Annotated in this window: 22 protein-coding genes and 1 pseudogene; 12 read left to right on the top strand and 11 right to left on the bottom strand. The window is 71.1% G+C overall.

The genetic code is table 11. The features are described from left to right. Nucleotides 1-127: 127 nt before the first annotated feature. Entirely contained in the window at nucleotides 128-901 is a 774-nt protein-coding gene (locus IEZ17_RS14195; protein ID WP_229852254.1) for a class I SAM-dependent DNA methyltransferase, read from the bottom strand. Nucleotides 902-1,075: 174 nt separating this feature from the next. On the opposite strand from IEZ17_RS14195, the gene IEZ17_RS14190 reads away from it, so the two are divergent. The 8 genes from IEZ17_RS14190 (at nucleotide 1,076) to IEZ17_RS14155 (ending at nucleotide 8,338) form a co-directional block, all read left to right on the top strand. Continuing rightward, nucleotides 1,076-1,900 carry a HipA family kinase gene (locus tag IEZ17_RS14190; protein ID WP_189299985.1) on the top strand — a complete coding sequence of 275 codons (825 nt, stop codon included), beginning with the start codon at nucleotides 1,076-1,078 and terminating at the stop codon, nucleotides 1,898-1,900. Then, on the top strand, nucleotides 1,897-2,292 hold the full coding sequence (locus IEZ17_RS14185) for a DUF3037 domain-containing protein (RefSeq protein WP_189299983.1): 396 nt from the start codon (nucleotides 1,897-1,899) through the stop codon (nucleotides 2,290-2,292). Before IEZ17_RS14190 ends, IEZ17_RS14185 begins: the two co-directional genes overlap by 4 nt. A 401-nt stretch (nucleotides 2,293-2,693) precedes the next feature. After that, nucleotides 2,694-3,455 carry a 3-oxoacyl-ACP reductase FabG gene (gene fabG / locus IEZ17_RS14180; RefSeq protein ID WP_189299981.1) on the top strand — a complete coding sequence of 254 codons (762 nt, stop codon included), beginning with the start codon at nucleotides 2,694-2,696 and terminating at the stop codon, nucleotides 3,453-3,455. Between the two features lie 52 nt (nucleotides 3,456-3,507). Next, nucleotides 3,508-4,278 (top strand): SDR family oxidoreductase, encoded by a 771-nt coding sequence (locus IEZ17_RS14175; protein ID WP_189300120.1) that lies wholly within the window; start codon nucleotides 3,508-3,510, stop codon nucleotides 4,276-4,278. A gap of 261 nt (nucleotides 4,279-4,539) precedes the next feature. Beyond that, on the top strand, nucleotides 4,540-5,505 hold the full coding sequence (locus IEZ17_RS14170; protein ID WP_189299979.1) for an aldo/keto reductase: 966 nt from the start codon (nucleotides 4,540-4,542) through the stop codon (nucleotides 5,503-5,505). 138 nt (nucleotides 5,506-5,643) lie between these two features. After that, entirely contained in the window at nucleotides 5,644-6,312 is a 669-nt protein-coding gene (locus IEZ17_RS14165) for a uracil-DNA glycosylase (RefSeq protein ID WP_189300119.1), read from the top strand. Nucleotides 6,313-6,489: 177 nt separating this feature from the next. After that, on the top strand, nucleotides 6,490-7,062 hold the full coding sequence (locus tag IEZ17_RS14160) for a hypothetical protein (protein ID WP_189299977.1): 573 nt from the start codon (nucleotides 6,490-6,492) through the stop codon (nucleotides 7,060-7,062). Nucleotides 7,063-7,432: 370 nt separating this feature from the next. After that, nucleotides 7,433-8,338: a Gfo/Idh/MocA family protein gene (locus tag IEZ17_RS14155; protein WP_189299975.1), complete on the top strand. Its 906-nt coding sequence runs from the start codon at nucleotides 7,433-7,435 to the stop codon at nucleotides 8,336-8,338. On the opposite strand, the gene lnt is transcribed toward IEZ17_RS14155, so the two are convergent. The 3 genes from lnt to IEZ17_RS14140 all read right to left on the bottom strand — a co-directional run bounded on the left by lnt (nucleotide 8,310) and on the right by IEZ17_RS14140 (nucleotide 12,417). Then, nucleotides 8,310-9,842, bottom strand: coding sequence for an apolipoprotein N-acyltransferase (lnt, locus tag IEZ17_RS14150; protein WP_189299973.1), 1,533 nt, complete (start codon nucleotides 9,840-9,842; stop codon nucleotides 8,310-8,312). The genes IEZ17_RS14155 and lnt overlap by 29 nt on opposite strands. 61 nt (nucleotides 9,843-9,903) lie before the next feature. Continuing rightward, entirely contained in the window at nucleotides 9,904-10,386 is a 483-nt protein-coding gene (locus IEZ17_RS14145) for a nuclear transport factor 2 family protein (protein WP_189299972.1), read from the bottom strand. Between the two features lie 60 nt (nucleotides 10,387-10,446). Further along, nucleotides 10,447-12,417 (bottom strand): ABC transporter ATP-binding protein, encoded by a 1,971-nt coding sequence (locus tag IEZ17_RS14140; protein ID WP_189299970.1) that lies wholly within the window; start codon nucleotides 12,415-12,417, stop codon nucleotides 10,447-10,449. 152 nt (nucleotides 12,418-12,569) lie between these two features. Between IEZ17_RS14140 and IEZ17_RS14135 the strand changes: the two genes are divergently transcribed. Next, nucleotides 12,570-13,400: an ATP-grasp domain-containing protein gene (locus tag IEZ17_RS14135; protein ID WP_189299968.1), complete on the top strand. Its 831-nt coding sequence runs from the start codon at nucleotides 12,570-12,572 to the stop codon at nucleotides 13,398-13,400. A gap of 84 nt (nucleotides 13,401-13,484) precedes the next feature. On the opposite strand, the gene IEZ17_RS14130 is transcribed toward IEZ17_RS14135, so the two are convergent. Together IEZ17_RS14130 and IEZ17_RS14125 are read right to left on the bottom strand one after the other, a co-directional pair. After that, nucleotides 13,485-15,167 carry a sensor histidine kinase gene (locus IEZ17_RS14130; protein ID WP_189299966.1) on the bottom strand — a complete coding sequence of 561 codons (1,683 nt, stop codon included), beginning with the start codon at nucleotides 15,165-15,167 and terminating at the stop codon, nucleotides 13,485-13,487. 351 nt (nucleotides 15,168-15,518) lie between these two features. After that, nucleotides 15,519-15,659: a hypothetical protein gene (locus IEZ17_RS14125; protein ID WP_373299810.1), complete on the bottom strand. Its 141-nt coding sequence runs from the start codon at nucleotides 15,657-15,659 to the stop codon at nucleotides 15,519-15,521. A 229-nt stretch (nucleotides 15,660-15,888) separates the two neighbouring features. Here IEZ17_RS14125 and IEZ17_RS14120 point away from each other — a divergent pair, with 229 nt between their 5' ends. The 3 genes from IEZ17_RS14120 to IEZ17_RS14110 are packed head-to-tail and all read left to right on the top strand — an operon-like array spanning nucleotide 15,889 to nucleotide 17,015. Continuing rightward, a complete protein-coding gene (locus tag IEZ17_RS14120; protein WP_189299964.1) occupies nucleotides 15,889-16,365 on the top strand; it encodes a ribosome-recycling factor in 477 nt (158 codons plus the stop codon). 28 nt (nucleotides 16,366-16,393) lie between these two features. Beyond that, complete coding sequence (locus IEZ17_RS14115) at nucleotides 16,394-16,837, top strand: Scr1 family TA system antitoxin-like transcriptional regulator (protein WP_268249821.1); 444 nt, start codon at nucleotides 16,394-16,396, stop codon at nucleotides 16,835-16,837. After that, nucleotides 16,830-17,015: a DUF397 domain-containing protein gene (locus tag IEZ17_RS14110; RefSeq protein WP_308427644.1), complete on the top strand. Its 186-nt coding sequence runs from the start codon at nucleotides 16,830-16,832 to the stop codon at nucleotides 17,013-17,015. The genes IEZ17_RS14115 and IEZ17_RS14110 overlap by 8 nt, the downstream gene beginning before the upstream one ends. Nucleotides 17,016-17,279: 264 nt before the next feature. Here IEZ17_RS14110 and IEZ17_RS14105 read toward each other — a convergent pair whose 3' ends face one another. The 5 genes and pseudogenes from IEZ17_RS14105 to IEZ17_RS14085 form a co-directional block, all read right to left on the bottom strand. Further along, nucleotides 17,280-17,837: a hypothetical protein gene (locus IEZ17_RS14105; protein WP_189299961.1), complete on the bottom strand. Its 558-nt coding sequence runs from the start codon at nucleotides 17,835-17,837 to the stop codon at nucleotides 17,280-17,282. Between the two features lie 384 nt (nucleotides 17,838-18,221). Then, on the bottom strand, nucleotides 18,222-18,461 hold the full coding sequence (locus IEZ17_RS14100) for a hypothetical protein (RefSeq protein WP_189299959.1): 240 nt from the start codon (nucleotides 18,459-18,461) through the stop codon (nucleotides 18,222-18,224). A gap of 1,414 nt (nucleotides 18,462-19,875) precedes the next feature. Then, a pseudogene (locus tag IEZ17_RS14095) lies at nucleotides 19,876-19,989 on the bottom strand (glutathione peroxidase); the annotation flags it as partial. 133 nt (nucleotides 19,990-20,122) lie between these two features. Beyond that, nucleotides 20,123-20,290, bottom strand: a complete 168-nt coding sequence (locus IEZ17_RS14090) for a hypothetical protein (protein ID WP_189299957.1) — start codon at nucleotides 20,288-20,290, stop codon at nucleotides 20,123-20,125. A gap of 60 nt (nucleotides 20,291-20,350) precedes the next feature. Next, nucleotides 20,351-20,908: a DUF3291 domain-containing protein gene (locus IEZ17_RS14085; RefSeq protein ID WP_189299955.1), complete on the bottom strand. Its 558-nt coding sequence runs from the start codon at nucleotides 20,906-20,908 to the stop codon at nucleotides 20,351-20,353. Nucleotides 20,909-21,114: the final 206 nt, after the last annotated feature.

The following is a 21,114-nucleotide window of genomic DNA, read 5'->3' as shown; positions in this document are numbered from 1 at the left end:
GGGTCCTTCCTTCGCGGGGCTCGCCCCCGGCGGACGGCACCCCTCGGACCATTCTGGTCCCGCACCGGCAGTCGTGCGACAGGACCTGGGCCCTCCGGACGAGTGCCCCCGGCCGGCCCGCGCCGCGCTACGCCGCTCCACTGGCCCGCTCCCAGACCGAGACGTGCCGGCTGCTCTCGCTCGTGAACGGTTCCCCCGTCCAGCCGTCCCACCGCTCACGCAGCCGCAGCCCGGCGAGCTGCGCCATCAGGTCGAGCTCCGCCGGCCACACATAGCGGAACGGGATCGACCGGTAGGAGGCGCGGCCCTCGCCGACCTCGACGTAGTGCGACCGCAGTGCCTGGGTGGCGATGTCGTAGGAGTCGAACGCCCACCGCGTCGGGCTCGTGTGCCAGGGCACGACGTTCTGCCCGGCCGGCAGCTTGCGCAGTTCGGGGGTCATGACCTCGATGACGAAGCATCCTCCGGGGGCGAGGTGCGCCGCGGCGTTGCGGAAGCAGGCCACCTGGGCCGCCTGGGTCGTCAGGTTCATGATGGTGTTGAAGACCAGGTAGGCGACCGAGAACGACCCGCCCACCCGCGTGGTCGCGAAGTCGCCGATCGTCACGCCGACCGCGTCGCCACCGGGCTTCGCGCGCAGCCGGGCGACCATCGCCCGCGACATGTCGATGCCGTGGACCGGCACCCCGCGGGCGGCCAGCGGCAGCGCGATCCGCCCCGTGCCGATGCCCAGCTCAAGGGCCCGGCCGCCGCCGGCGAGGCCCGCCAGCACATCGACCGTGGGACCCACCACGCCCGGCTCGAACATGTCCGCCGACGTCTCGTCGTACGTCGCCGCCACGGGCTCGCCGAAGTGACCGTCGCCATCGGGGATTTCGGGATGACCTGCTCCGTCGTCCATGGCCGGACGGTACTGCGCGAGGCGTCGCGGGCGCCCGGAATTTCCGGCGGGGCGCCGGCACCTGGGGATGCGCGGGCGGGGGAGCGCCGGACGTGCCCCTGCTGGTGACGGGGACACCGGCCGCTCGTGGAAATCCGTGGATCGCACCCCTGGAGCGCCGGTTAACCTGGTGAAATGTTGACCGAAGTCGTTGCGACGCGCTACGTCACGCCGTTGCGTGAGGGCGGATCGCTGCCGGGGATCGTCGAGGGGGACGATCTCGGCACGTACATCATGAAGTTCACGGGCGCGGGGCAAGGCCGTAAGACGCTCGTCGCCGAGGTGATCTGCGGTGAGCTCGGGCGCCGGCTCGGGCTGCGGGTGCCGGACCTGGTGCAGATGCAGCTCGATCCCGTCATCGGGCTGAGCGAACCCGACCAGGAGGTCCAGGCGCTGCTGAAGGCCAGCGGCGGGCTGAACCTGGGGATGGACTACCTCCCCGGGGCGCTCGGTTTCGACCCGCTCGCCTTTGAGGTGAGCGCCCGCGAGGCGGGACGGGTGGTGTGGTTCGACGCCCTGATCAACAACGTCGACCGCTCGTGGCGCAATCCCAATCTGCTGGTGTGGCACGGCGAGTTGTGGCTGATCGACCATGGTGCGGCGATGATCTGGCACCACAACTGGCCGAGCGCGGAGCAGGCTTCGGCCCGCCCGTACAACGCCTCCGATCATGTGCTGGCCACCTTCGGCCCCGATGTCGCGGCGGCGGCAGCGGAGTTCGGGCCGCAGATCACCGAGGAGCTGCTGACCGGGATCGCGGCCGATGTGCCGGAGGAATGGCTGCTCGACGAGCCCGGCTTCGACTCGCCGGACGAGCTGCGACGGGCGTATGTGCGCACGCTGATGGCCCGTGCGCGGACCATCAGCGACCGCATCACCATCGGGGAGCCGACGAAGGACAAGCCCTCGCAGGCGCCGGAGTGGCTGGCGGGCAAGCTGCCGCGGAGGGCCGTGAAGTGACTGGATTGCATAACGGGCGCGACGTTTTCGAGTACGCGCTGCTGAGGATCGTGCCGAGGGTCGAGCGCGGAGAAATGATCAACGCGGGGGTCGTCGTGTACTGCGGCGCCCGGCGGTTCGTCGAGGCCCGGACCCATCTGGACGAGGCCCGGCTGCTGGCCCTGGACCCGACGGTGGACGTGGCCGGTGTACGGGCCGCGCTGGGTGCCGTGGAGGGACTCTGCGAGGGCGGCGCACGGGCCGGGCAGGCGGCCGGGGAGGACGCGGGGCGGCGCTTCCGCTGGCTGATCGCACCGCGCAGCACGATCGTCCAGCCGGGCCCGGTGCACACCGGTCTGACCGCCGATCCCGCGGCCGAGGTGGCGCGCCTGCTGGAGCTGCTGGTGCGGTGAGGTGAGGAGTTGCCCGGGCACGTTGCGTGGGCAGACCCGGCATGAGGACACGTTGCGTGCGGAGGCGTGACGTGCGGTGAGGCGTGCGGGGCGGGCTTCCGTACGGGTGGGAGTGGCTTCCGTCGGGCGGCCGGCTGGTGCCGGAGGGCCGGTGCGGGGCCGCGCTCGGCTCGTACGGGGTCCGCCCCGCCCCGTATGGCGCCCGCCCTCGGCCCGTGCGGGGTTGGCCCGCCCGTGTGTGGCGTGCCCGACCGCTCGGTGGTGGGGCGTTGACAGCGGGTGGCCGGGCTTCTAGCGTCAGCCCTGCTGAGGCTACTAAGCGGTTGCTCACCCGCACCGGGGCGGCGGACCGCTTGTCGAGGTTTCGAGGTTTCGAGGATTCGAGGGTGAGGAGAACCCGCATGTCCACCACCGAACAGCGTGTCGCCATCGTGACGGGCGCGGCCCGCGGTATCGGCGCGGCCACCGCCGTACGCCTGGCCGCCGAGGGTCGCGCCGTCGCCGTGCTCGACCTCGACGAGGCGGCCTGCAAGGACACCGTCGGCAAGATCACCGCGGCCGGCGGCAAGGCCGTCGCGGTCGGCTGCGACGTCTCCGACGCGGAACAGGTGGCGGCGGCCGTCGAGCGGGTCGCGTCGGAGCTCGGCGCGCCGACCGTCCTCGTCAACAACGCGGGTGTGCTCCGCGACAACCTGCTGTTCAAGATGAGCGAAACCGACTGGGACACCGTCATGAACGTGCATCTGCGGGGCGCGTTCCTGATGTCGCGGGCCTGTCAGAAGCACATGGTGGACGCCAAGTTCGGCCGGATCGTCAACCTCTCCTCCAGCTCGGCACTGGGCAACCGCGGCCAGGTCAACTACTCGGCAGCCAAGGCCGGCCTCCAGGGCTTCACCAAGACCCTCGCCATCGAGCTCGGCAAGTTCGGCGTCACCGCGAACGCCGTCGCCCCCGGCTTCATCGCCACCGACATGACCGCCGCCACCGCCGAGCGCGTCGGCATGGGCTTCGAGGACTTCCAGGCCGCCGCCGCCACGCAGATCCCGGTGCAGCGCGTCGGCACGCCCGAGGACATCGCCAACGCGATCGCCTTCTTCACGGGCGAGGCCGCCGGATTCGTCTCCGGCCAGGTCCTGTACGTCGCCGGTGGCCCGCTCTGCTGACCGCCGCACCGACCGCAGAAGTACAGGAGCAGGAGAACCGCACATGACCGACATGACCGAGCAGGACAGCGGGCGCCCCGCACTCTCCGGCAAGGTGGCACTGGTCACCGGGGCCAGCCGCGGCATCGGGTACGGCATAGCGGAGGCGCTGGTCGCCCGCGGGGACCGGGTCGTCATCACCGGCCGCAATGAGGACGCCCTCAAGGAGGCCGCCGAGACGCTGGGCGCGGACCGGGTGCTCGCCGTCGCCGGCAAGGCGCACGACGAGGCACACCAGGCCCACGCCGTCGAGCGGGCGATGGAGACCTTCGGCCGGGTCGACTACCTCGTCAACAACGCCGGTACGAACCCGGTGTTCGGCCCGATAGCCGACCTCGACCTCAACGTGGCGCGCAAGGTGTACGAGACCAACGTGGTCTCGGCGCTCGGCTTCGCGCAGCGCACCTGGCACGCCTGGCAGAAGGACAACGGCGGCGCGATCGTCAACATCGCGTCGATCGCCGGGGTCAGCGCCTCGCCGTTCCTCGGCTCCTACGGGATGAGCAAGGCCGCGATGCTGAATCTTTCGCTCCAACTGGCGCACGAGTTCGCGCCGGTGGTGCGGGTCAACTCCATCGCACCCGCGGTGATCAAGACCAAGTTCGCGGCGGCGCTCTACGAGAACCGCGAGGAGGAGGCGGCGGCCGGCTACCCCATGGGGCGGCTGGGCGTCCCAGAGGACATCGGCGGGGCCGCGGCCTTCCTGCTGTCCGACGCGGCCGGCTGGATCACCGGCCAGACGCTGGTCGTCGACGGCGGGCTGTTCCTGAACGCCGGGGTGTAACGCCGGGGTGCGGGGACGGCGGCCGGCGGCGGTCGAGCGGTCGGTCGACCGGTTGCTCGGCCGCCTGGCCGTCAATGATCGGCGGGACGGGGCGTGGAGGGGGAACCCACAGGCCGGTCGGGCGTCGTGCCCGGTGCGTGATCGCTCCCGCCTTCCCCCGGCGGCTTGCCTTCGCGTGCGCTTCAAGAGGCAGAGTCGGTGGTGCCGGTCCCTCAAGGGGCCGGCACCACTTGCGTCAGCGGACCTGCCAGGAGGCACGCCATGCACTACCGCACGCTCGGTGGCGACCGGGGGCCACGGATCAGCGCCGTCTGCCTGGGGACGATGCCGTTCGGCACCACGGTGGACGAACCGACCTCCCTCGCCATCCTGGACCGCTTCGCCGAGGCCGGCGGTACCTTCGTCGACACCGCGAACAACTACGCCTGCTGGGTGCCCGGCGCGACCGGTGACGAGAGCGAGGTGCTGCTCGGCCGCTGGTTGCGCAGCCGGCGCGCGGCGGACCGTACGGTCGTCGCCACCAAGGCAGGGGCCCGGCCCGACCCGGCCCGCGGCCCCCGATGGCCCGGCAATGCCGAGGGCCTGGGCGCGACCGCCCTGCGCACCGCCGTCGAGGGCAGCCTCCGCCGGCTGGGCACCGACCGGGTGGATCTCTACTACGCGCACGTCGAGGACCGCGGCATCCCCCTGGAGGAGACCGTCGGGACGCTGGCCGGGTTCGTCCAGGACGGGCGCGTGGGCACTCTGGGGGCCAGCAACCATGCGACCTGGCGGCTCGCCGAGGCCCGGCAGACCGCCGCCGGGCGCGGACTGCCCGGCTTCCGGGCCGTACAGCAGCGGCACACGTATCTGCGCCCGCGCCGGGACCTGTCACCCGGTCCCCAACGGGAGACCGACGAGGAACTCCTCGACTACGCAGCCGCGCACCCCGATCTGACCCTGCTCGGCTATTCGCCCCTGATGGAGGGCGCCTACACCCGCGAGGACAGGCCGCTGCCGGAGCGCTACGACCATCCCGGCTCGGTGGTGCGGCTGCGGGTCCTGGCGGAGGTGGCCGCGGAGTGCGGGGCCACCGCGAACCAGGTGGTGCTGGCGTGGCTGATGGGCGGTCCGGCGCCGGTGGTGCCGGTGATCGGCGTCAGCTCCGTGGCCCAGCTCGACGAATGCCTGGCCGCGCTGGACCTCGTCCTGGACCCGTACCAGCGCGCCCGGCTGGACACGGCGTGAGGGACGGGCGGGGCCGGGGAGCCGGGCGGGGTGCCCGCCGCCGGATTTCGGCCCGGGACCGTGATTGTCAGTGGTCGCCGGTAGGTTCTCCCAGTGAGAACGGAACGCACACCGGAGGTTGTTGACGTGGTCACCGACATGCTGCCCGAGTCCTGGCGCGAGGTCCTGGGCGAGGAGTTGGCGAAGCCCTATTTCAAGGAGCTCACCGACTTCGTGGAGCAGGAGCGGACCAACGGTCCCGTCTACCCGCCCCGCGAGCAGGTTTTCGCGGCGCTGGAGGCGACGCCGTACGACCAGGTCAAGGTGCTCATCCTCGGACAGGACCCGTATCACGGCCCGGGGCAGGGGCATGGCCTGTGCTTCTCCGTGCAGCCCGGTGTCAAGACGCCGCCGTCGCTGCGGAACATCTACAAGGAGATGAAGGAGGAACTGGGCCACCCGGTTCCGGACAACGGCTATCTGATGCCCTGGGCCGAGCAGGGCGTGCTGCTGCTGAACGCCGTTCTCACGGTCCGCGAGGGCGAGGCCAACTCGCATAAGGGCAAGGGCTGGGAGAAGGTCACCGACGCGGTGATCCGCGCGGTCGCCTCCCGTCCGGACCCGGCCGTCTTCGTGCTCTGGGGGAATTACGCCAAGAAGAAGCTGCCGCTGATCGACGAGGAGCGGCACGCCGTGGTGCAGGGCGCGCACCCCTCGCCGCTCTCCGCGAAGAAGTTCTTCGGCTCCCGCCCCTTCACCCAGATCAACGAAGCGATCACCGCACAGGGCCACGCCCCGATCGACTGGCGCATCCCCGACCTGGGCTGAGCCGACCGGCCTCCGGTCCGCCCTGCCGGGCCGGGGCCCTTCGGCCCGTACACGACGCGCCGGGCCCCGGCGTCCGTGCCCCGCTCGCGTCGAGGTGGGGCTTTCGGCCTGGGCCGATCGGCCTCCCTCGGCGCGTCGCGCACGCCGGGCGCGGTTAGCGTCGAGGCAAGCCCGGTGGTGGCGGTGAGCGAATGCGGGGAGTGCGCGGTGGCGGAGGATCGGCGGGCGGCGACGCCCGAGGACGGAGTGCTGACCCGGATCGGCCAGGCGATCATGCTGCATCGGGCGGGCGACCGGGAAGAGGCACGCAACCGGTTCGCGGATCTCTGGCAGGAAATCGGGCCCCAAGGAGACGCCTTCCACCGCTGCGCTCTCGCGCACTACATGGCCGACACCCAGGACGACCCGAGAGACGAACTGGACTGGGATCTGCGCGCCCTGGAGGCGGCAGAGGGCTTCGTCACGGAGCGGCCCGTGGTGACCGGCGCCCCCGCCGGCGCATCGAACGTCGCGGACGGCCCGGGGCCCCGGCACCCTCTCGTCGCGCTCAGTGCGTTCTTCCCCTCGCTGCATCTCAACCTCGCGGCCGACTACGCCGGCCTCGACCGCCCGGCCGACGCCCGCGCCCAGCTCCTGCGGGCGCGGGCGTCCGTCAACGCCCTCGCCGACGGCGAATACCGCCAGAGCCTCAAGGACGCGATCGACCGGCTGGAGCGGCGCATCGGCAGGGCGGCGGGCCCGCCGCGCTGACGGCGTCGTCCCGGGAGAGCACCGCACCTCCACCCCCGGGTGCGCCCTCACCCCCGCAGCATGCGTCGAGCAGTTCCGCGCACGAGGCGCGCAGGGAGGCGAGGGTCGGCTCTCGATCAGGCGGTCCCGGCCCGCCTGTGCGCCGCGCGGCGCGGCGATGGCGGCCACCGCCCGGTTCGCACCGGACCGCCGGACCTCGCGCTGCGCGGCCTCGACGGCAACGCCGACTGGCGCCCGCCGGACGCCCCGTAGGCTTCCGTTACGGCGTCCCGCCCGGCGGCCCGGTCGAGGACCGCGGTGCCACCGGCCGGCGGAACCGCACACCGGCACGCCACACCGGCACCATCCCGAACAGATCAGAGGAGAGCGAGTGAAGGTCGGCTGCATCGGGCTCGGCGACATCGCGCAGAAGGCGTATCTGCCCGTACTGGGCGCCCGGCCGGGGATCGAACTGCATCTCCAGACCCGGAACCCGGCCACCCTCCAACGGGTCGGCGACACCTACCGGCTGACCGGGCGGCAGCTGCACAGGGACATGGACTCGCTGCTCGCCGCCGGCCTGGATGCCGCCTTCGTGCACGCCGCGACGGAGGCGCACCCCGAGATCGTGACCCGGCTGGTCGAAGCCGGCGTGCCGACCTACGTGGACAAGCCGATCGCCTACGACATCGCGGACACCCGGCGGATCGTCCAGCTCGCCGAGGACCGCGGGGTGGGGCTGGCCGTCGGCTTCAACCGCCGCTACGCGCCCGGGTACGCCCAGTGCCGGGAGCACCCGCGCGATCTGATCCTGATGCAGAAGAACCGGGTCGGGATGGCCGAGGACCCGCGCACGATGGTTCTCGACGACTTCATCCATGTCGTGGACACGTTGCGGTTCCTGGTGCCCGGCGACGTCGATCACATCGACGTGCGGGCCAGGGTCCGCCACGGGCTGATGGAGCATGTCGTGCTCCAGCTCTCCGGTGACGGGTTCACGGCCATCGGCACGATGAACCGCCTCAGCGGCTCCACGGAGGAACTGCTCGACGTCTCCGGGCAGGACACCCGGCGCCAGGTGGTGAACATGGCCGAGATCGTCGACCACAAGGGGCAGCCCACCATCCGGCGTCGCGGCGACTGGGTTCCGGTGGCCCGCCAGCGCGGGATCGAGCAGATCGTGCTGGCGTTCCTGGACGACGTGCGCGCCGGGCGACGGATCTCTGCCCGGGACGCGCTGCGGACCCATGAGCTGTGCGAGCGGGTGGTCAGGGAAGCGGTCGCGTTGTCCGCCTGAGGAGGGGCTGGGCGGCGGCCCGGGCGCCGTGGAGCAGCAGGGCGGCGATCGCTGCGTACAGGGCCCAGTCGCCGAAGCGGGTGTACGGGCTGGTGCCGGTGGCCAGGGGGAGGTCGTAGACGGCGGCGGCGCTGCGGTCGGTGTCGAGGCGGGAGCCGATCTGCTCGCCCCGGGGGCCGTGGACCGCGCTGACGCCGGTGAGGGTGGCGTGGACCATGGGGCGCCAGGTCTCCGCGGCGCGGAGCGCGGCGAGGGACGCGTGCTGGGCGGGGGCCCAGCTGTCCTGGAAGGTCGAGGTCGAGGACTGGGCGACCAGCACCTGTGCGCCGTCCCGGGCCAGGCGGCGGCTCATGTCGGGGAAGGCGGTCTCGAAGCAGACCAGGGGGCCGATCCGCAGCCCGCCCGCGGTGGGGATCGCCATCACGACCTGGTGGGTGCCGCGTTTGCGGTCGGTAGCGGCGGCCTTGCCGACGTGGGTGGCCCAGCCGAGGACCGAGCGGGCGGGTATGTACTCGCCGAACGGGACCAGCCGCATCTTGGAGTAGCGGTCGCCGGTCGGACCGTGCGGGCCGATGAGCACCGCGCTCTTGTAGATGCCGGGGCCGTCGGCGTTCGGGGCGTCGGCGTTGACGAGGAGGTCGGCGCCGGTCCGGCGGGTGAGCGCGGCCAGCCGGCCGGCCAGGGCGGGGTGGTCGGCCGGGTCCTGGTAGAGGCTGCTCTCGCCCCAGACGACCAGCCGCACCCCGCGGCCCGCCAGCGCGCTGGTGAGCGCTGCGCTGCGGGCCAGGCGCTGGGTCGGCGTGCCGCCGGGGCCCGGCTGTACGACCGCGACGCGGACCGTGCCGGCGGGCCGGGGGAGCGGTGCCCCGTACCAGGCCGCGGTGGTCCCCAGGCCGCACACCAGCAGTCCGGCGACGGCGGGCAGCCGTGTGGTCCGCAGGGCGATCAGCTCGGCGAGGGCGGTGTTCACGGCCACGATGAGCAGGCTCAGCAGCCATACGCCGCCGAGCGACGCCAGCCGGAGGGCGGGCGGCACCTGCCACTGGCTGGCGCCGAGCAGCCCCCAGGGCCCGCCCAAGTACTCCCAGGAGCGGACCAGTTCGACCATCAGCCAGCCGGAGGGCACCAGGACCAGTGCCGCGGCGCAGCGCCCCGCCCCGGGCGCCCCGGCCAGCAGGGCCCGTACCAGCAGCCCCCAGGGCGCCCACAGCGCCCCGAGCAGCAGGGCCAGTACGAGGATGAAGACGTGCAGGCTCGGCAGCAGCCAGTGGTGCACCGCCAGCATGAATCCGGCGCCGCCCAGCCATCCGTAGAGCGCGGCCCGGCGCGGTGTCGCCGCGGAGCGCACCAGCAGCAGCCACGGCACGAGGGCGACGTACGCCAGCCACCACCAGGACGGCTCGGGGAAGGCGAGGGCCGGCAGCGCCCCTGCGAGCGCGGCGGCCGGGCCCCGTGCCCAGAGGGATCCGGACCACGGCACCGTGCCGCCGGGCGGTGTGTCCATCTGCGCTCCCTGTCGCCGGTTGCTGCTGCGGTGAACCTTTCGCCGTGATGTCTTGCCACTGTCAAGCGTTGTCAGGCGTCAGCACCTCGCGCCACTTCTCGTCCACCACGACGCCGGTCAGCCGCCACCCATCAGGGGTGCGGCGGGCCGTGAAGTGATAGCGGCCCCCGCAGGTGTAATTGGGGGCGGCCGGGCCCGCGGTGTCCGGATCGGGGCCGGCCAGCTGCATCGGATTGAGGTAGTCGGCCTGGACGGTGGCGGTGTCGCCCGGGGAACCGTCCCGCGAGTCGAAGGTGATCCGGCGGTTGACGATCAGATGCTGCCGTATGGCGAAGAGGCGTAATACCTGGGCGAGCCAGACGGCGACCTCCTCCACGGTGCCTTCGATGCCGCCCGCCGAGCGGTAGTCGGCCCTGCCGTCCCGGCTGAACAGGGCCAGGTAGCCCGGCCAGTCGCCGTCGTCCACCGTGGCGGCGTAGCCGGTGACCAGATCCTCGATCGCGAGGCGGTCCATGACGGTCGAGTGTTCCGTGCGCTGCGTCATCGCCTCATTTTTCGGCATGCGGCGGCCCCCGCCAAGGGGCGGGGGCCATCCGGTGCGCCGTCAGTTGACCAGCGATGCCCCGGTGACGAGGTCGGGACCGGCTTCCGGTGCGGTGTCCACCGGGGAATCGATGCCTTCCGGGGACCCGGCCGGGCCCGCCGTGCCGGCCTGCGCGGCGGCGAACTGTGTCCGGTACAGCTCGGCGTACCGCCCGTCCTCGGCCAGCAGTGTCTCGTGGGTGCCCCGCTCGACGATCCGGCCGCCCTCGACGACCAGGATCAGGTCGGCGGCCCGTACGGTCGACAGCCGGTGGGCGATCACCAGCGCGGTCCGCCCGTCGAGCGCCTCGGTCAGCGCTTCCTGGACGGCCGCCTCGGAGGTGTTGTCCAGGTGGGCGGTCGCCTCGTCGAGGATCACCACCCGCGGGTGGGCGAGCAGCAGCCGGGCGATGGTCAGCCGCTGCCGTTCGCCGCCGGAGAGGCGGTAGCCGCGCTCGCCGACGACGGTGTCCAGGCCGTCGGGCAGCGAGGCGATCAGCGCGTCCAGGCGGGCGCGGCGCAGCGCGTCCCACAGCTCGTCGTCGGCCGCCTCCGGCTTGGCCAGCAGCAGGTTCTCCCGGATGGAGTCGTGGAAGAGGTGGCCGTCCTGGGTGACCATGCCGAGGGTGTCGCGCAGGGAGGCGGCGGTCAGCTCGCGGACGTCCTCGCCGGCCAGCCGGACCGCGCCGGAGTCGGTGTCGTACAGCCGCGGCAGCAGCTGGGCGATGGTCGACTTGCCGGCGCCCGAGGAGCCGACCAGGGCGACCATCTGGCCGGGTTCGGCGCGGAAGGAGATGCCGTGCAGGACCTCTTCGCCGCCCCGGGTGTCGAGGGTGGCGACCTCCTCCAGGGAGGCCAGCGAGACCTTGTCCGCGGCGGGGTAGCCGAAGTGGACGGAGTCGAACTCCACCGAGACCGGGCCCTCGGGGACGTCGCGGGCGTCCGGCTTCTCGGTGATCAGCGGCTGGAGGTCCAGCACCTCGAAGACCCGCTCGAAGCTGACCAGCGCGCTCATCACCTCGATGTGCGCGCCGGAGAGTGCGGTCAGCGGCGCGTAGAGCCGCGTGAGCAGCAGTGCCAGCGAGACGATCGAGCCGGCCGCCAGCTGCCCGCGCAGCGCCAGGAATCCACCCAGGCCGTAGACCACGGCCAGCGCCAGCGCGGAGACCAGGGTGAGCGCGGTGACGAAGTACGTCTGCACCATCGCCGAGCGGACGCCGATATCGCGCACCCGTCGGGCCCGGGCGGCGAATTCGGCGGACTCACGGGACGGGCGGCCCATCAGCTTGACCAGCGTGGCGCCCGGCGCGGAGAACCGCTCGGTCATCTGGGTGCCCATCGCGGCGTTGTGGTCGGCGCCCTCACGCCGCAGATCCGCCAGCCGCCGGCCGACCCTGCGGGCGGGCAGCACGAACACCGGCAGCAGCACCAGCGCGATCAGCGTGATCTGCCAGGACAGGCTGAGCATCACCGCGAGGGTGAGCAGCAGCGTCACGATATTGCTGACGACGCCCGAGAGGGTGTCGCTGAACGCCCGCTGGGCGCCGATCACATCGTTGTTGAGCCGGCTGACCAGCGCCCCGGTGCGGGTCCGGGTGAAGAACGCGATCGGCATCCGCTGGACGTGGTCGTAGACCGTGGTCCGCAGGTCGAGGATCAGCCCCTCGCCGATGCTCGCCGACAGCCAGCGGGTCAGCAGCCCCAGGCCCGCCTCGGCGAGCGCGATGGCCGCGATCAGCCCGGAGAGCCCCAGGACCAGACCGGCCGAGCGGCCTCCGACGATGGCGTCCACCACCCGCCCGGCGAGCAGCGGGGTGGCCACCGCGAGCATCGCGGTGACCGTGCTGAGCACCAGGAACCACCCGAGCTTGCGGCGGTGCGGGCGGGCGAAGGCCGTGATGCGGCGCAGCGTCCCCCTGGAGAAGCGTCGCCTGCCCTGCTGCGCGGTCATCGTGCTGTGCAGTGAATGCCAGGCGGTGACTTCCATGTCCATCGCGGGCCTCCTGAGTGCCGGGGTCGTCACGGGATCGCCGTGCGTGACCGGCGACAAGAAAGAACCTAGAACCTTAACCAATATTGAGGTCAAGGGATTCCGGAGCGATCACCCCTGAGGGCGCCCGGTCACCCGTCGCTACGATGACCGCCATGGGGCACGGGGGCGACCACAGGGGCGACGGGAACACCGTCGGGACCACCGCGGCCGGAGCCACGACACTGCTGCTGCCGCCCCGCCTCACGGCCTCCGCCACCGAGCTCCGCGACACCGCCCGCCGGCGCGGCCTGCGCACCGTCCAGCTGCCCACCTTCGCCGTCCCCGACGGACTGCGCGCCACCCATCTGCACGCCGGACCGAGCTTCGCCGACGCCGTCGCCGCCTCCCTGGGCATCGCCCCGCTCGAAGCGCCCCCGCACTGGCTCGCCGAGCTGCCCCGCGACCTGGTGTGCCGCGAGATCCGCGCGCTGCCGATCCGGGACGCCTACGCCCTGCGCCGCCCGGTCTTCGTCAAGTCGCCCAACGACAAGGGCATCCGGGCCATGGTCTACGCCGACGGCACCCGGCTGCCCGGCCCCGACGCCGTCGACCCCGGCACCGTCGTCCTGGTCTCCGACATCGCCGCCTTCGCCGTCGAATACCGGCTGTACGTCCTCGACGGCGAGGTCCGCACCGGCAGCCGCTACGCCGAGGACGGCCGCTTGCGCCCCGGACCCCTCGGCCCGGACGCGGCGGCCTTCGGCGCCGAACTCCTCGCCCGCTGCGGTGCGACCCTGCCCTCCGCGATCGTCGTCGACGTCGGCCGCACGGACGGCCGTTGGGCGGTCATCGAGGCCAACGCGGCCTGGGCGAGCGGCCGTTACACCGCGGATCCGGAGGCGGCGCTGGACACCGTGCTGCGGGCAGCGGGCCCGCATACGGCGGTTGTGGCACGGGACCTGCCGTTCGTACGGCGCGCGCCGGGTGAGCACGCCACCCCGTAGGACGGAGCCCACCGCCCCGGCCCGAGGCGCAGGCACCCGGCCACAGGCGCCCGGCCTACGGGACACCCGGCTGAACGGCCCTGCCTACAGCGCCCGTTCCCACACCACCGGTTCGCCGGCGTCGCCCCCGCCCGTCACCGTCAGCCGTACGCCCTCGCGGCCGTCGGCCAGCGCGGCGGTGGCGTCCACCACGACCCGGGCCGGCACCGCCGACCCGGCCCCCTCGGGCCTCGCGGGCCGTTGTGCCACCCCGGCCAGGGCCTCGCGCAGCGCCTTCACCAGGGCCCGTGCGGTCTCCTCGCCGACCCGGGCGTCCACCGGCCCCACGAACTGCACGGACGGGCGGCCACCCAGCGCCTCGGTGGCCGCGCGGGCCTCCCGCAGCACGCGGGCACGCAGCCCCGGCGGCGCCTCCGGCGGGCCCTGCTGGAGCGCGAAGATCGCGGTGCGGATCTCCTGGATCGTCGCGTCCAGTTCGTCGACGGCCCGGCCCACGCTCTCCTGGACCTCGGGAACCACGGCCCGGTGCCGGGCGCTCTCCAGCATCATGCCGGTGGCGAACAGCCGCTGGATGACCAGGTCGTGGAGATCGCGGGCTATCCGGTCGCGGTCCTCGTAGACCGCGAGCCGCTCGCGGTTGCGGTGGCTGTCGGCGAGGACGAGGGCGAGCGCCGCCTGGGCCGCGAACTGGGTGCCCAGCGTCCGCTCCACGTGCGAGAAGCGCCGGCCGTCGGACATCCGGCACAGGGCCAGCGCGCCCAGCACCCGCCCGTTGCTGCGCAGCGGCAGCAGCATCGTGGGGCCGTAGTGGCGGGACAGCGGCGAGATCGAGCGGGGATCGCCGGCGAAGTCGTCGGAGAAGACGGCGAGTCCGGCGTGTATCTGGTGCAGGACCGGGCTCTCCGGCGGGATCGTGCCGCCGAACGCCTCGGCCCGGACGGCTTCCGACAGCACGGTGGAGATCGCCACGACCTCCATCCCGCCGTCGGGGTGCGGCAGCAGGACCGCCCCGGTCGCCGCCTCGGCGAGCTCCCGGCCCTTCTCGGCGACGACGGTGAGCGCGTGCCCGGTCGTGGAGTGGGTCCCGGGGCCGGCCAGCAGCGCCGTGGTGACGGAGGCGGCGCCGTCGATCCAGCGCCGGCGCTGCCGGGCGGCGGCGTGCATCCGGGCGTTGCCCATGGCGATACCGGCCTCGGTGGCCAGCACCCGCACCAGATGGAAATCGACCTCGCTGAACTCCCCGTCGTCCGGCTTCCCGGCCAGATAGAGATTGCCGAACAGCTCGCCCTGCACCTGGATGGGCACGCCGAGGAACGAGCGGATCGGCGGATGCCCCACGGGGAGCGTGCCGCAGGTGCGCGGATCGTCCCGGACGTCGGCGATCCGCACCGCCTCCGAGCCGTGCAGCAGCGCGCCGATGATGCCGCTGTGGCCGTCCGGGAGGCGCCCGATCCGCTGCGCCTCTTCGGGGGAGATGCCATGGGTGACGAGATCGCGCAGCCCGTCGCCCTCCTCGTTGAGGACGCCCACGGCGGCGTAGCGGGCGCCGGTGAGCGAGGCGGCGGTCTCCGCGATCCGGTCCAGCGCATGGTGGACGTCCAGATCGGAGCCGACCATGACCATCGCCTCCAGCAGCTGCGGAAGGCGGGAGATCGGACCGCCGGCCAGATCGCGCAGGCTCCGCGCGGTGCGCTCCGCGAGATCCGCCGCCGACGCGGAACCGTCGTGCGGGGCGGCGGGCTCGGGGTGCTCTGCGGGCTGCGGCATTCGTTCGGCTTCTGGTCGGACGCATCGGGCTCGTTCGCACAGTCTAGTTCGCCCGGAAGAGTGACGTTCGTACGGTTGCGGCGAGGGAGCGCGGGAGGCGATGAACAGCCCGGTGCCCCGGGCCCCCGGGAGACGCGTCCTCCGGGTCCCGGCAGCCGGATGGCGTCGTCCGTGGGCAGCGGCGTGCCGCGGGGTACGCAGGCGGCCACGAGCGCGATGTCCGGGCCGCGGGCCAGCTGGTGCATACGGGCCGGGGGCCGCCGGAAGGCGGATGGGCCGTACGGCGCGACGTGCGCACGGGGTCGGTCGCGGCGGGCCGGTGTCAGGGCCGGACCGGCCCGCCGCCGCGGGTCAGGCCGCCGGGAGCGCGGACTCGATCGCCGCCTCGGCGAGCACGGCGGCCTCCGGCTCCATGCGCGGCCGGAAGCGGCCGGCGATCTCGCCCGTGTGGTCGATGAGGAACTTCGCGGGTTTCCTCTCCCGTGAACACACCGCCGTGACCTGGGCTCACTTGGCCATGCCACGGAGCCCAGGGACTGCCCGATGGGTCATGGCCGGGTCCACGCCTGACACGGCGTGGCATCGACGCCGGGCCATGGGCCCCGGGTGAAGTCGAAAGCAGATCACCCGTTCGAGGGGTTTGGTGCGGTAGACCTCCCGTGAGGCGGCCAATGTCGGTAGATCTCACCATATGACATCCAAAACTGGTGTACGGCACGCTGTGGCCGCAATCGCCGTTCTGGTCGCTTCCGGAGGTCTGCTGTTGATCCCCGCTACGGCTCAGGCGCATGACCGGAACGCGGCGGAGCCGGTGGTGCAGGCGTTCCGCCCCACCCGCGCCACAGCGGACGGGACGGCGCGGAGGAAAGAGCTCTGCCGCTGCGTCAACAAGGAGATGGAGAAGGAGAACGACGCACGCAAGGGAAAGGGCCGTCACCTCACGCATGAACAACTGAAGAAGCTGGAGAGGATCGTCGACGATGAAATCATGAAAGAGCCCCTCAAGAATTACACGGAGGAGGAGCAGAAGGTCATCCTGAAGAAGATCGAAGACGCAGCCAAGAAGGATCTGAAGGAGGTGCCCACAGCAACAATCGACAAAATCATGATCGAGCTCAAGGAGAAGGCAGCCCATTGCGCCTCGGTTATGTGGAGTCCCTCAGCGCTCCCACCGTCCGCCGCTACTCGTTTGGTCTGACGACACGGCCGGGGGGGGAGGTGGTTGGGTGCACAGGGCACGGTGCCGCATAGTCCGGCAGGCGCCGGTAGGGGCTAGGTGGCTGGACCTCTATGAGGGGGACCGGATTTTCAACGTGCTCCTCGGCGAGCAGGCCCTCTACTCGAATCACGGGGGCTCGGAGGCCGTGAGGGCACAACTCGACCGGCTCATAGCCGTATTGGCGCTGCCACGGCTGAATCTGGGGATCGTCCCACGGTCCGCGCCCCTCGCGATCTGGTTCGGTCACAGGTTCGTGATGTTTGACGACAAGCTCGTCAAGGTGGAGTCGTGCTCCGCAGAGATTTCCGTGAAGCAGCCGAGGGAAAGCGAGCTCTATCGCAAGGAATTTGACCTCCATCGCCATTCCGCTGTCGATGGCCAGGCCGCTAGAGACCTCATCTTGACCGCCATCGATCATTTCGATCGTCTGGGCAGGAGAAATCGTGGCTGAGATACGGAGTTGGCGCACCAGCACCTATACCAAGTACGAAAGTTGCGTCGAAGTCGCCGATGCTGACCCCAGCAAGATCATGGTGCGGGACAGCAAGGCCCGAGACAGCAGTACGCTGACCTTCTCCCCGGCTACCTGGGCCGGTTTCGTGGAATTCAGCAAGACCTTCAAGGACTGAGAGCACCCCTGTCGCGGCCCGAAACGCACAAATTCTCCCCGCACGGCCGCTGACGGCCGTGCGGGGAATGGGGTGCTTCTACCGGGCTGCGGTGGCCCGCCACGCGGTCACGAGGCGCCCGACAACGTCGACCAGGGCGGCGATGCTGTGAAGGGGTCAGCGGCGGCGATCGACGGCGTCGAGGCGGTTGTCGAGGTCGGAAAGTTGCCCGGCCGGCGGCCTTTCCTTCCGACTGCGGGTCGAGCGGACTCCCGCGAGCCGGCCTTACGAGGCCGAAAGGGTCTCCGTCCGGACCGTGTAGCGGAGACCGGGACCAGGTGTCATGCCCCGCTGCTCCCCGGCTTCGGTGCGTACCGGGCCTGCTCCGCCTTGTGTGCTTTCCCCGCCTTCCTTGCCTTCCTTGCCTCCGTTGCCTTCCTTGCCTCCGTTGCCTTCTCTACCCTCTGAGCCTCCGCCCTTGTGCGCGTCGCCTCCCTTGTCTCCGTTGCCCTCTCTGCCCTCCGAGCGTCCACCCTTGCCTTCGTCGCCGCCATTGCCGCCCTTGAAGCCGACGCTGTTGACGCAGCTCATGGTTGAGCCCACCCGGGTGCTCTGTGCACCTGGGGTGCCCTCGCCGCCGATCGCGTTGCCCGCCAGGCCGTTGGCGATCCCGACCTCGCCGAGAGCGTCAACATCCGCGTCGTTCGACCGGCACGCGTTTCTCTGTTTGACGTCGAAATCGGTGCCGCCGCGTCCGCTGGCGGCGTAGGCGGTGCCGGCGCCGAGGAAGCCAAGGCTGCCGAGTGTGACGGCCACGACGGTGGCCTTCTGAAGCTTGCGCATTTCTTCTCCGGTGGTCGAAGGGTACAATCCGTGATATAGCGACTTCGTACAGTCATAGGAGGCTAATGTGAAATATGCCGCAGCCGCTTAGCGACGCGCCGCGTCCTTGGCTGTCGCCAACGAGTGGCCGTCCGGGAGCCGTCCTGCACCCCGAGCTGGTCAGGGCAGCGGATTGCCGCGACAGGCGCAGACACTCCGTCCCAACGCCCTGTCTGGAGCTGGCGAAAGCGCCGGCCGGGATGCAGCGGAAGCCTCATGTCTCGGAGGTCCCGAGCGCAGGCTGACCGGGAGCACGGCGTCGAATGGCGTCATCTGCTGCCGCAGACTCGCCAATTGAGATGGCCTCTTCATGGTCCTTGGCGCCATCTAGCAGGCGGTGGTGGCCTACCAGATGGTCAGCAGCAGTCCGGCGACGGCTACCTGGGCATCCACGCTCGGGAGTGGCCAGCGGGCCCGTTCGAGGTTGTCGAGGCGCTGTTCGTGGTCGGCGCATTGTCGGTCGGTCCGGTCGGAGCGCTGGACGAGGAGGGCGAGGGAACCGTCGACGCGGGCGAACCCTTTGTCGACCGTGCTGCGGAGGCGTTCCAGTTCGAGGGCGACATTGCCGGGGTCGCGCACTGTCATGCGCCACCCCTCCGTCCGTGCGCGCAAGGGAACGCAGCTCGGCGTCGGCGGGCGGCTCGGTCCGCAGCCACGACGGGAGTAATGCCGGTACTCCGGGCAGAGTCATGACGCGGGCGGCCTTCCTGGCATGAGAAAACGCCCAGCGCAGCAGCGCGCGGGCGTGGTGAGTTCCTTGGCGCTGAGCGCTATTAGGCGGGCATGCACGGTCGCCTGTTCGGCTGAAGCTCCAGCGCATGCGGCATGGACCTCGGGTGCTCGGTCAAGGCAGGTTTCGGGAAGTCATCGATCGCGAATTCAAGGAGGAACTATGCGCGTCCGTAACGTGATTGCCGCAATGGCAATCACTGGTGCCGCTGTTCTCGGCGTTGTCGGTTCGGCCAGTGCTGTTGAAGGTGCGCGCGCAGCTACCGGCCGGACTGTGGAGCGGAGCATTCTGCGTCCTACAGATGACGGAGCGGACGTGAATGTTCCGGGCTATGGCCCCATGCACGGGACCCTCACCCAAACGGTGGACAGCGACGGCTAGATTCCCGGATCCGCCGTGGAATGCTTCTTGCCGGGTGGGCGAGGCGATGTGGCCAGGGTCAGGGAAGACCGGCTCCGTAGCAGGTCTGGCCCTCGGTCATGTCGGACGGCTTCGGCGTGGCAGGCAGTGTCGTGAGGGTGGTTGACCTGGTCTGGAGCCAGCGATGCACCCCGTTGACGTCGGCCGCCCTCGCGCCGGAAGACGTCGGGTTTCCCCTCCGAACACACTTCCGTGGCCTGGGCTGACTCAGCCAGGTTTCGGAGGCTGGGACGGGTCCGACGAGTGTGCGAGCGGGCCCCTGACTTCATCCGGGGCGCGTCGAAAACGAAGGGCTCATGGCTGACGTGATCACGGCCCCGGGCCGGCGAAGGGGCGTGGGGCCGTGATGAGTTCAGGCGAAGTTTGCCGCTGCGACCGTGGTGGTGAGTTTTTTGAGACCGTTGGTGGGGCAGTCGGTATTGATGCCGGCCACCAGCGGTGCCACGGTGGGGGTGTCACCCTTCAGAGGGCCGCTGGTGAAGGTGGCTGTGCGGTCGGGCGCCCTTGCCGAGATCGGTGTTGACGGTGAAGTGCAAGCCGCTCGTGGTGTTGTCGTTGCACACCACGGTTCCGGAGCCGGTGACGGTGAACCGCACTGGACATCGCCCCGGCCCTGAGGCGCTGACTGTGCCTGTCGTCAGCTGCGAGTAGTGCCCTGCATCTACGTTCCTGGAGGACACAGCCTTGCACGGCACATTCATCGGAGCCTCCGTCCTCTTTGGGGTGAGGGCGCCGCCACGTATCTGACGGTGGCCGGCAACCGGGCCCCGGACACGGACACGGACAGGCGGGCAAAAAGACGGGCGCGGCGGGCCGAGGGCCGGGGCCGGACCGGCCCGCCGTCGTGGGTCAGGCCGCCGGGAGTGCGGACTCGATCGCCGCCGGCAGATCGTCGGCCTCCGGCTCCGTGCGTGGCCGGAAGCGGCCGGCGATCTCGCCCGTGTGGTCGATGAGGAACTTCTCGGGTTTCTTCTCCAATGAACACACCCCGGGGCTTGAGCTGGAAACGTCGGCTCAAGCCCCGGGGGCCTAAGTGGTCGGCTCCGTAAATCCTTCGGGGGTTGACTGTGGAACCTGTGTTGCGTGTGGTGCGGGGTCAGATGCTGGGGTCGGTGAGGTAGAGGCCGCAGGCGCAGTCGAGGGCGTCTTCGGGGGTGCCGGCGAAGCCGCTGGTGGGCAGGATGGCGTCTTGGTACTCATCGGTGCTCGCGGGGTAGAGGGCGAAGCCCCAGGTACTGGCGGATCCGCCGTAGCGCAGACGCATCTGTTCGCCGTCATTCAATCGAGGCGTTTGACGGCGGACCCAGTCGTTCGGGCTTCCTTGTCAGCGAACCTGGTCGCTCTTCGGCCCGATGCCTTTGATCCTGGTCGGAGTTCCGCCCGGGGCGAACGAGCGGTGGAAGGTGAAGGCATGTGGCGCGGAGCCGTGGTCGTGGAGGTGCTCCAGCCTGGAAACCCCGTCCTGCCAGGTGGGTATCACGTCGTCGGAGACCCACCAGAACACGTAAGTTGGGTGTTCTGTCCTCTCGAACCAGTCGTAACGCCTGTTCAGCGCCTCACGGTGCAGGCCGGTGTAGATGGCGTCGAAGGCGGGGCGCAGGTCGGTCCAGAGTGAGAGGGTCGCGGCCAGGGCGGTGGTTTCCGCCGTACGGCCCTTGCCGTACCAGGTCGGTACGGTGAACTCTCCCCATGCACCCCAGTCCAAGTCGAAGTGTGAGCCCCGGTCACCGTCTGCCGCCTCAGCATGCGCGAGGTATCCGGGGTGCTGACTGATCTTCCGGTAGACGGCCTCACCAATGTCGTAGAACTCGCGCGTGAGAGGTGCGGGATCGGCGAGAGGTGACTTCAGGACGCCGAATGTGTACAGCGCAAGATGGGGCATGCGTCTCTCCCTGGTTGGGGGCCTGGTGTGGACCCGGTTCGGTGGCTTACGGATGGGGGCGAGGATTCGTGGGGCGTGGCCAACTCGTCCCGTCGCGGGTGGCTCGGTCTGAAGTAACTCCTGTGCGCCCGTGGGCGATCGCCGAAGACCAGGTGAAGGTAGCTGCCTTTGCGGGCCATGTCGAAGTTGCGTTTTCCCTGTCCAAG

Origin of the sequence: Streptomyces albospinus (genome assembly GCF_014648695.1) — a bacterium.
Taxonomy (GTDB): domain Bacteria; phylum Actinomycetota; class Actinomycetes; order Streptomycetales; family Streptomycetaceae; genus Streptomyces; species Streptomyces albospinus.
Note: the sequence above shows the minus strand (reverse complement) of the source record. Positions and strands in the feature narration are given on the sequence as shown.

What these genes read in the sequence shown, in the direction of transcription:
- IEZ17_RS14195 (WP_229852254.1), bottom strand. Translation starts at nt 901, where the DNA reads ATGGACGACGGAGCAGGTCATCCCGAAATCCCCGATGGCGACGGTCAC.
- IEZ17_RS14190 (WP_189299985.1), top strand. Translation starts at nt 1,076, where the DNA reads ATGTTGACCGAAGTCGTTGCGACGCGCTACGTCACGCCGTTGCGTGAG.
- fabG (WP_189299981.1), top strand. Translation starts at nt 2,694, where the DNA reads ATGTCCACCACCGAACAGCGTGTCGCCATCGTGACGGGCGCGGCCCGC.
- IEZ17_RS14175 (WP_189300120.1), top strand. Translation starts at nt 3,508, where the DNA reads ATGACCGAGCAGGACAGCGGGCGCCCCGCACTCTCCGGCAAGGTGGCA.
- IEZ17_RS14170 (WP_189299979.1), top strand. Translation starts at nt 4,540, where the DNA reads ATGCACTACCGCACGCTCGGTGGCGACCGGGGGCCACGGATCAGCGCC.
- IEZ17_RS14165 (WP_189300119.1), top strand. Translation starts at nt 5,644, where the DNA reads ATGCTGCCCGAGTCCTGGCGCGAGGTCCTGGGCGAGGAGTTGGCGAAG.
- lnt (WP_189299973.1), bottom strand. Translation starts at nt 9,842, where the DNA reads ATGGACACACCGCCCGGCGGCACGGTGCCGTGGTCCGGATCCCTCTGG.
- IEZ17_RS14145 (WP_189299972.1), bottom strand. Translation starts at nt 10,386, where the DNA reads ATGACGCAGCGCACGGAACACTCGACCGTCATGGACCGCCTCGCGATC.
- IEZ17_RS14140 (WP_189299970.1), bottom strand. Translation starts at nt 12,417, where the DNA reads ATGGACATGGAAGTCACCGCCTGGCATTCACTGCACAGCACGATGACC.
- IEZ17_RS14135 (WP_189299968.1), top strand. Translation starts at nt 12,570, where the DNA reads ATGGGGCACGGGGGCGACCACAGGGGCGACGGGAACACCGTCGGGACC.
- IEZ17_RS14130 (WP_189299966.1), bottom strand. Translation starts at nt 15,167, where the DNA reads ATGCCGCAGCCCGCAGAGCACCCCGAGCCCGCCGCCCCGCACGACGGT.
- IEZ17_RS14105 (WP_189299961.1), bottom strand. Translation starts at nt 17,837, where the DNA reads ATGCGCAAGCTTCAGAAGGCCACCGTCGTGGCCGTCACACTCGGCAGC.
- IEZ17_RS14100 (WP_189299959.1), bottom strand. Translation starts at nt 18,461, where the DNA reads ATGACAGTGCGCGACCCCGGCAATGTCGCCCTCGAACTGGAACGCCTC.
- IEZ17_RS14090 (WP_189299957.1), bottom strand. Translation starts at nt 20,290, where the DNA reads ATGCGTCTGCGCTACGGCGGATCCGCCAGTACCTGGGGCTTCGCCCTC.
- IEZ17_RS14085 (WP_189299955.1), bottom strand. Translation starts at nt 20,908, where the DNA reads ATGCCCCATCTTGCGCTGTACACATTCGGCGTCCTGAAGTCACCTCTC.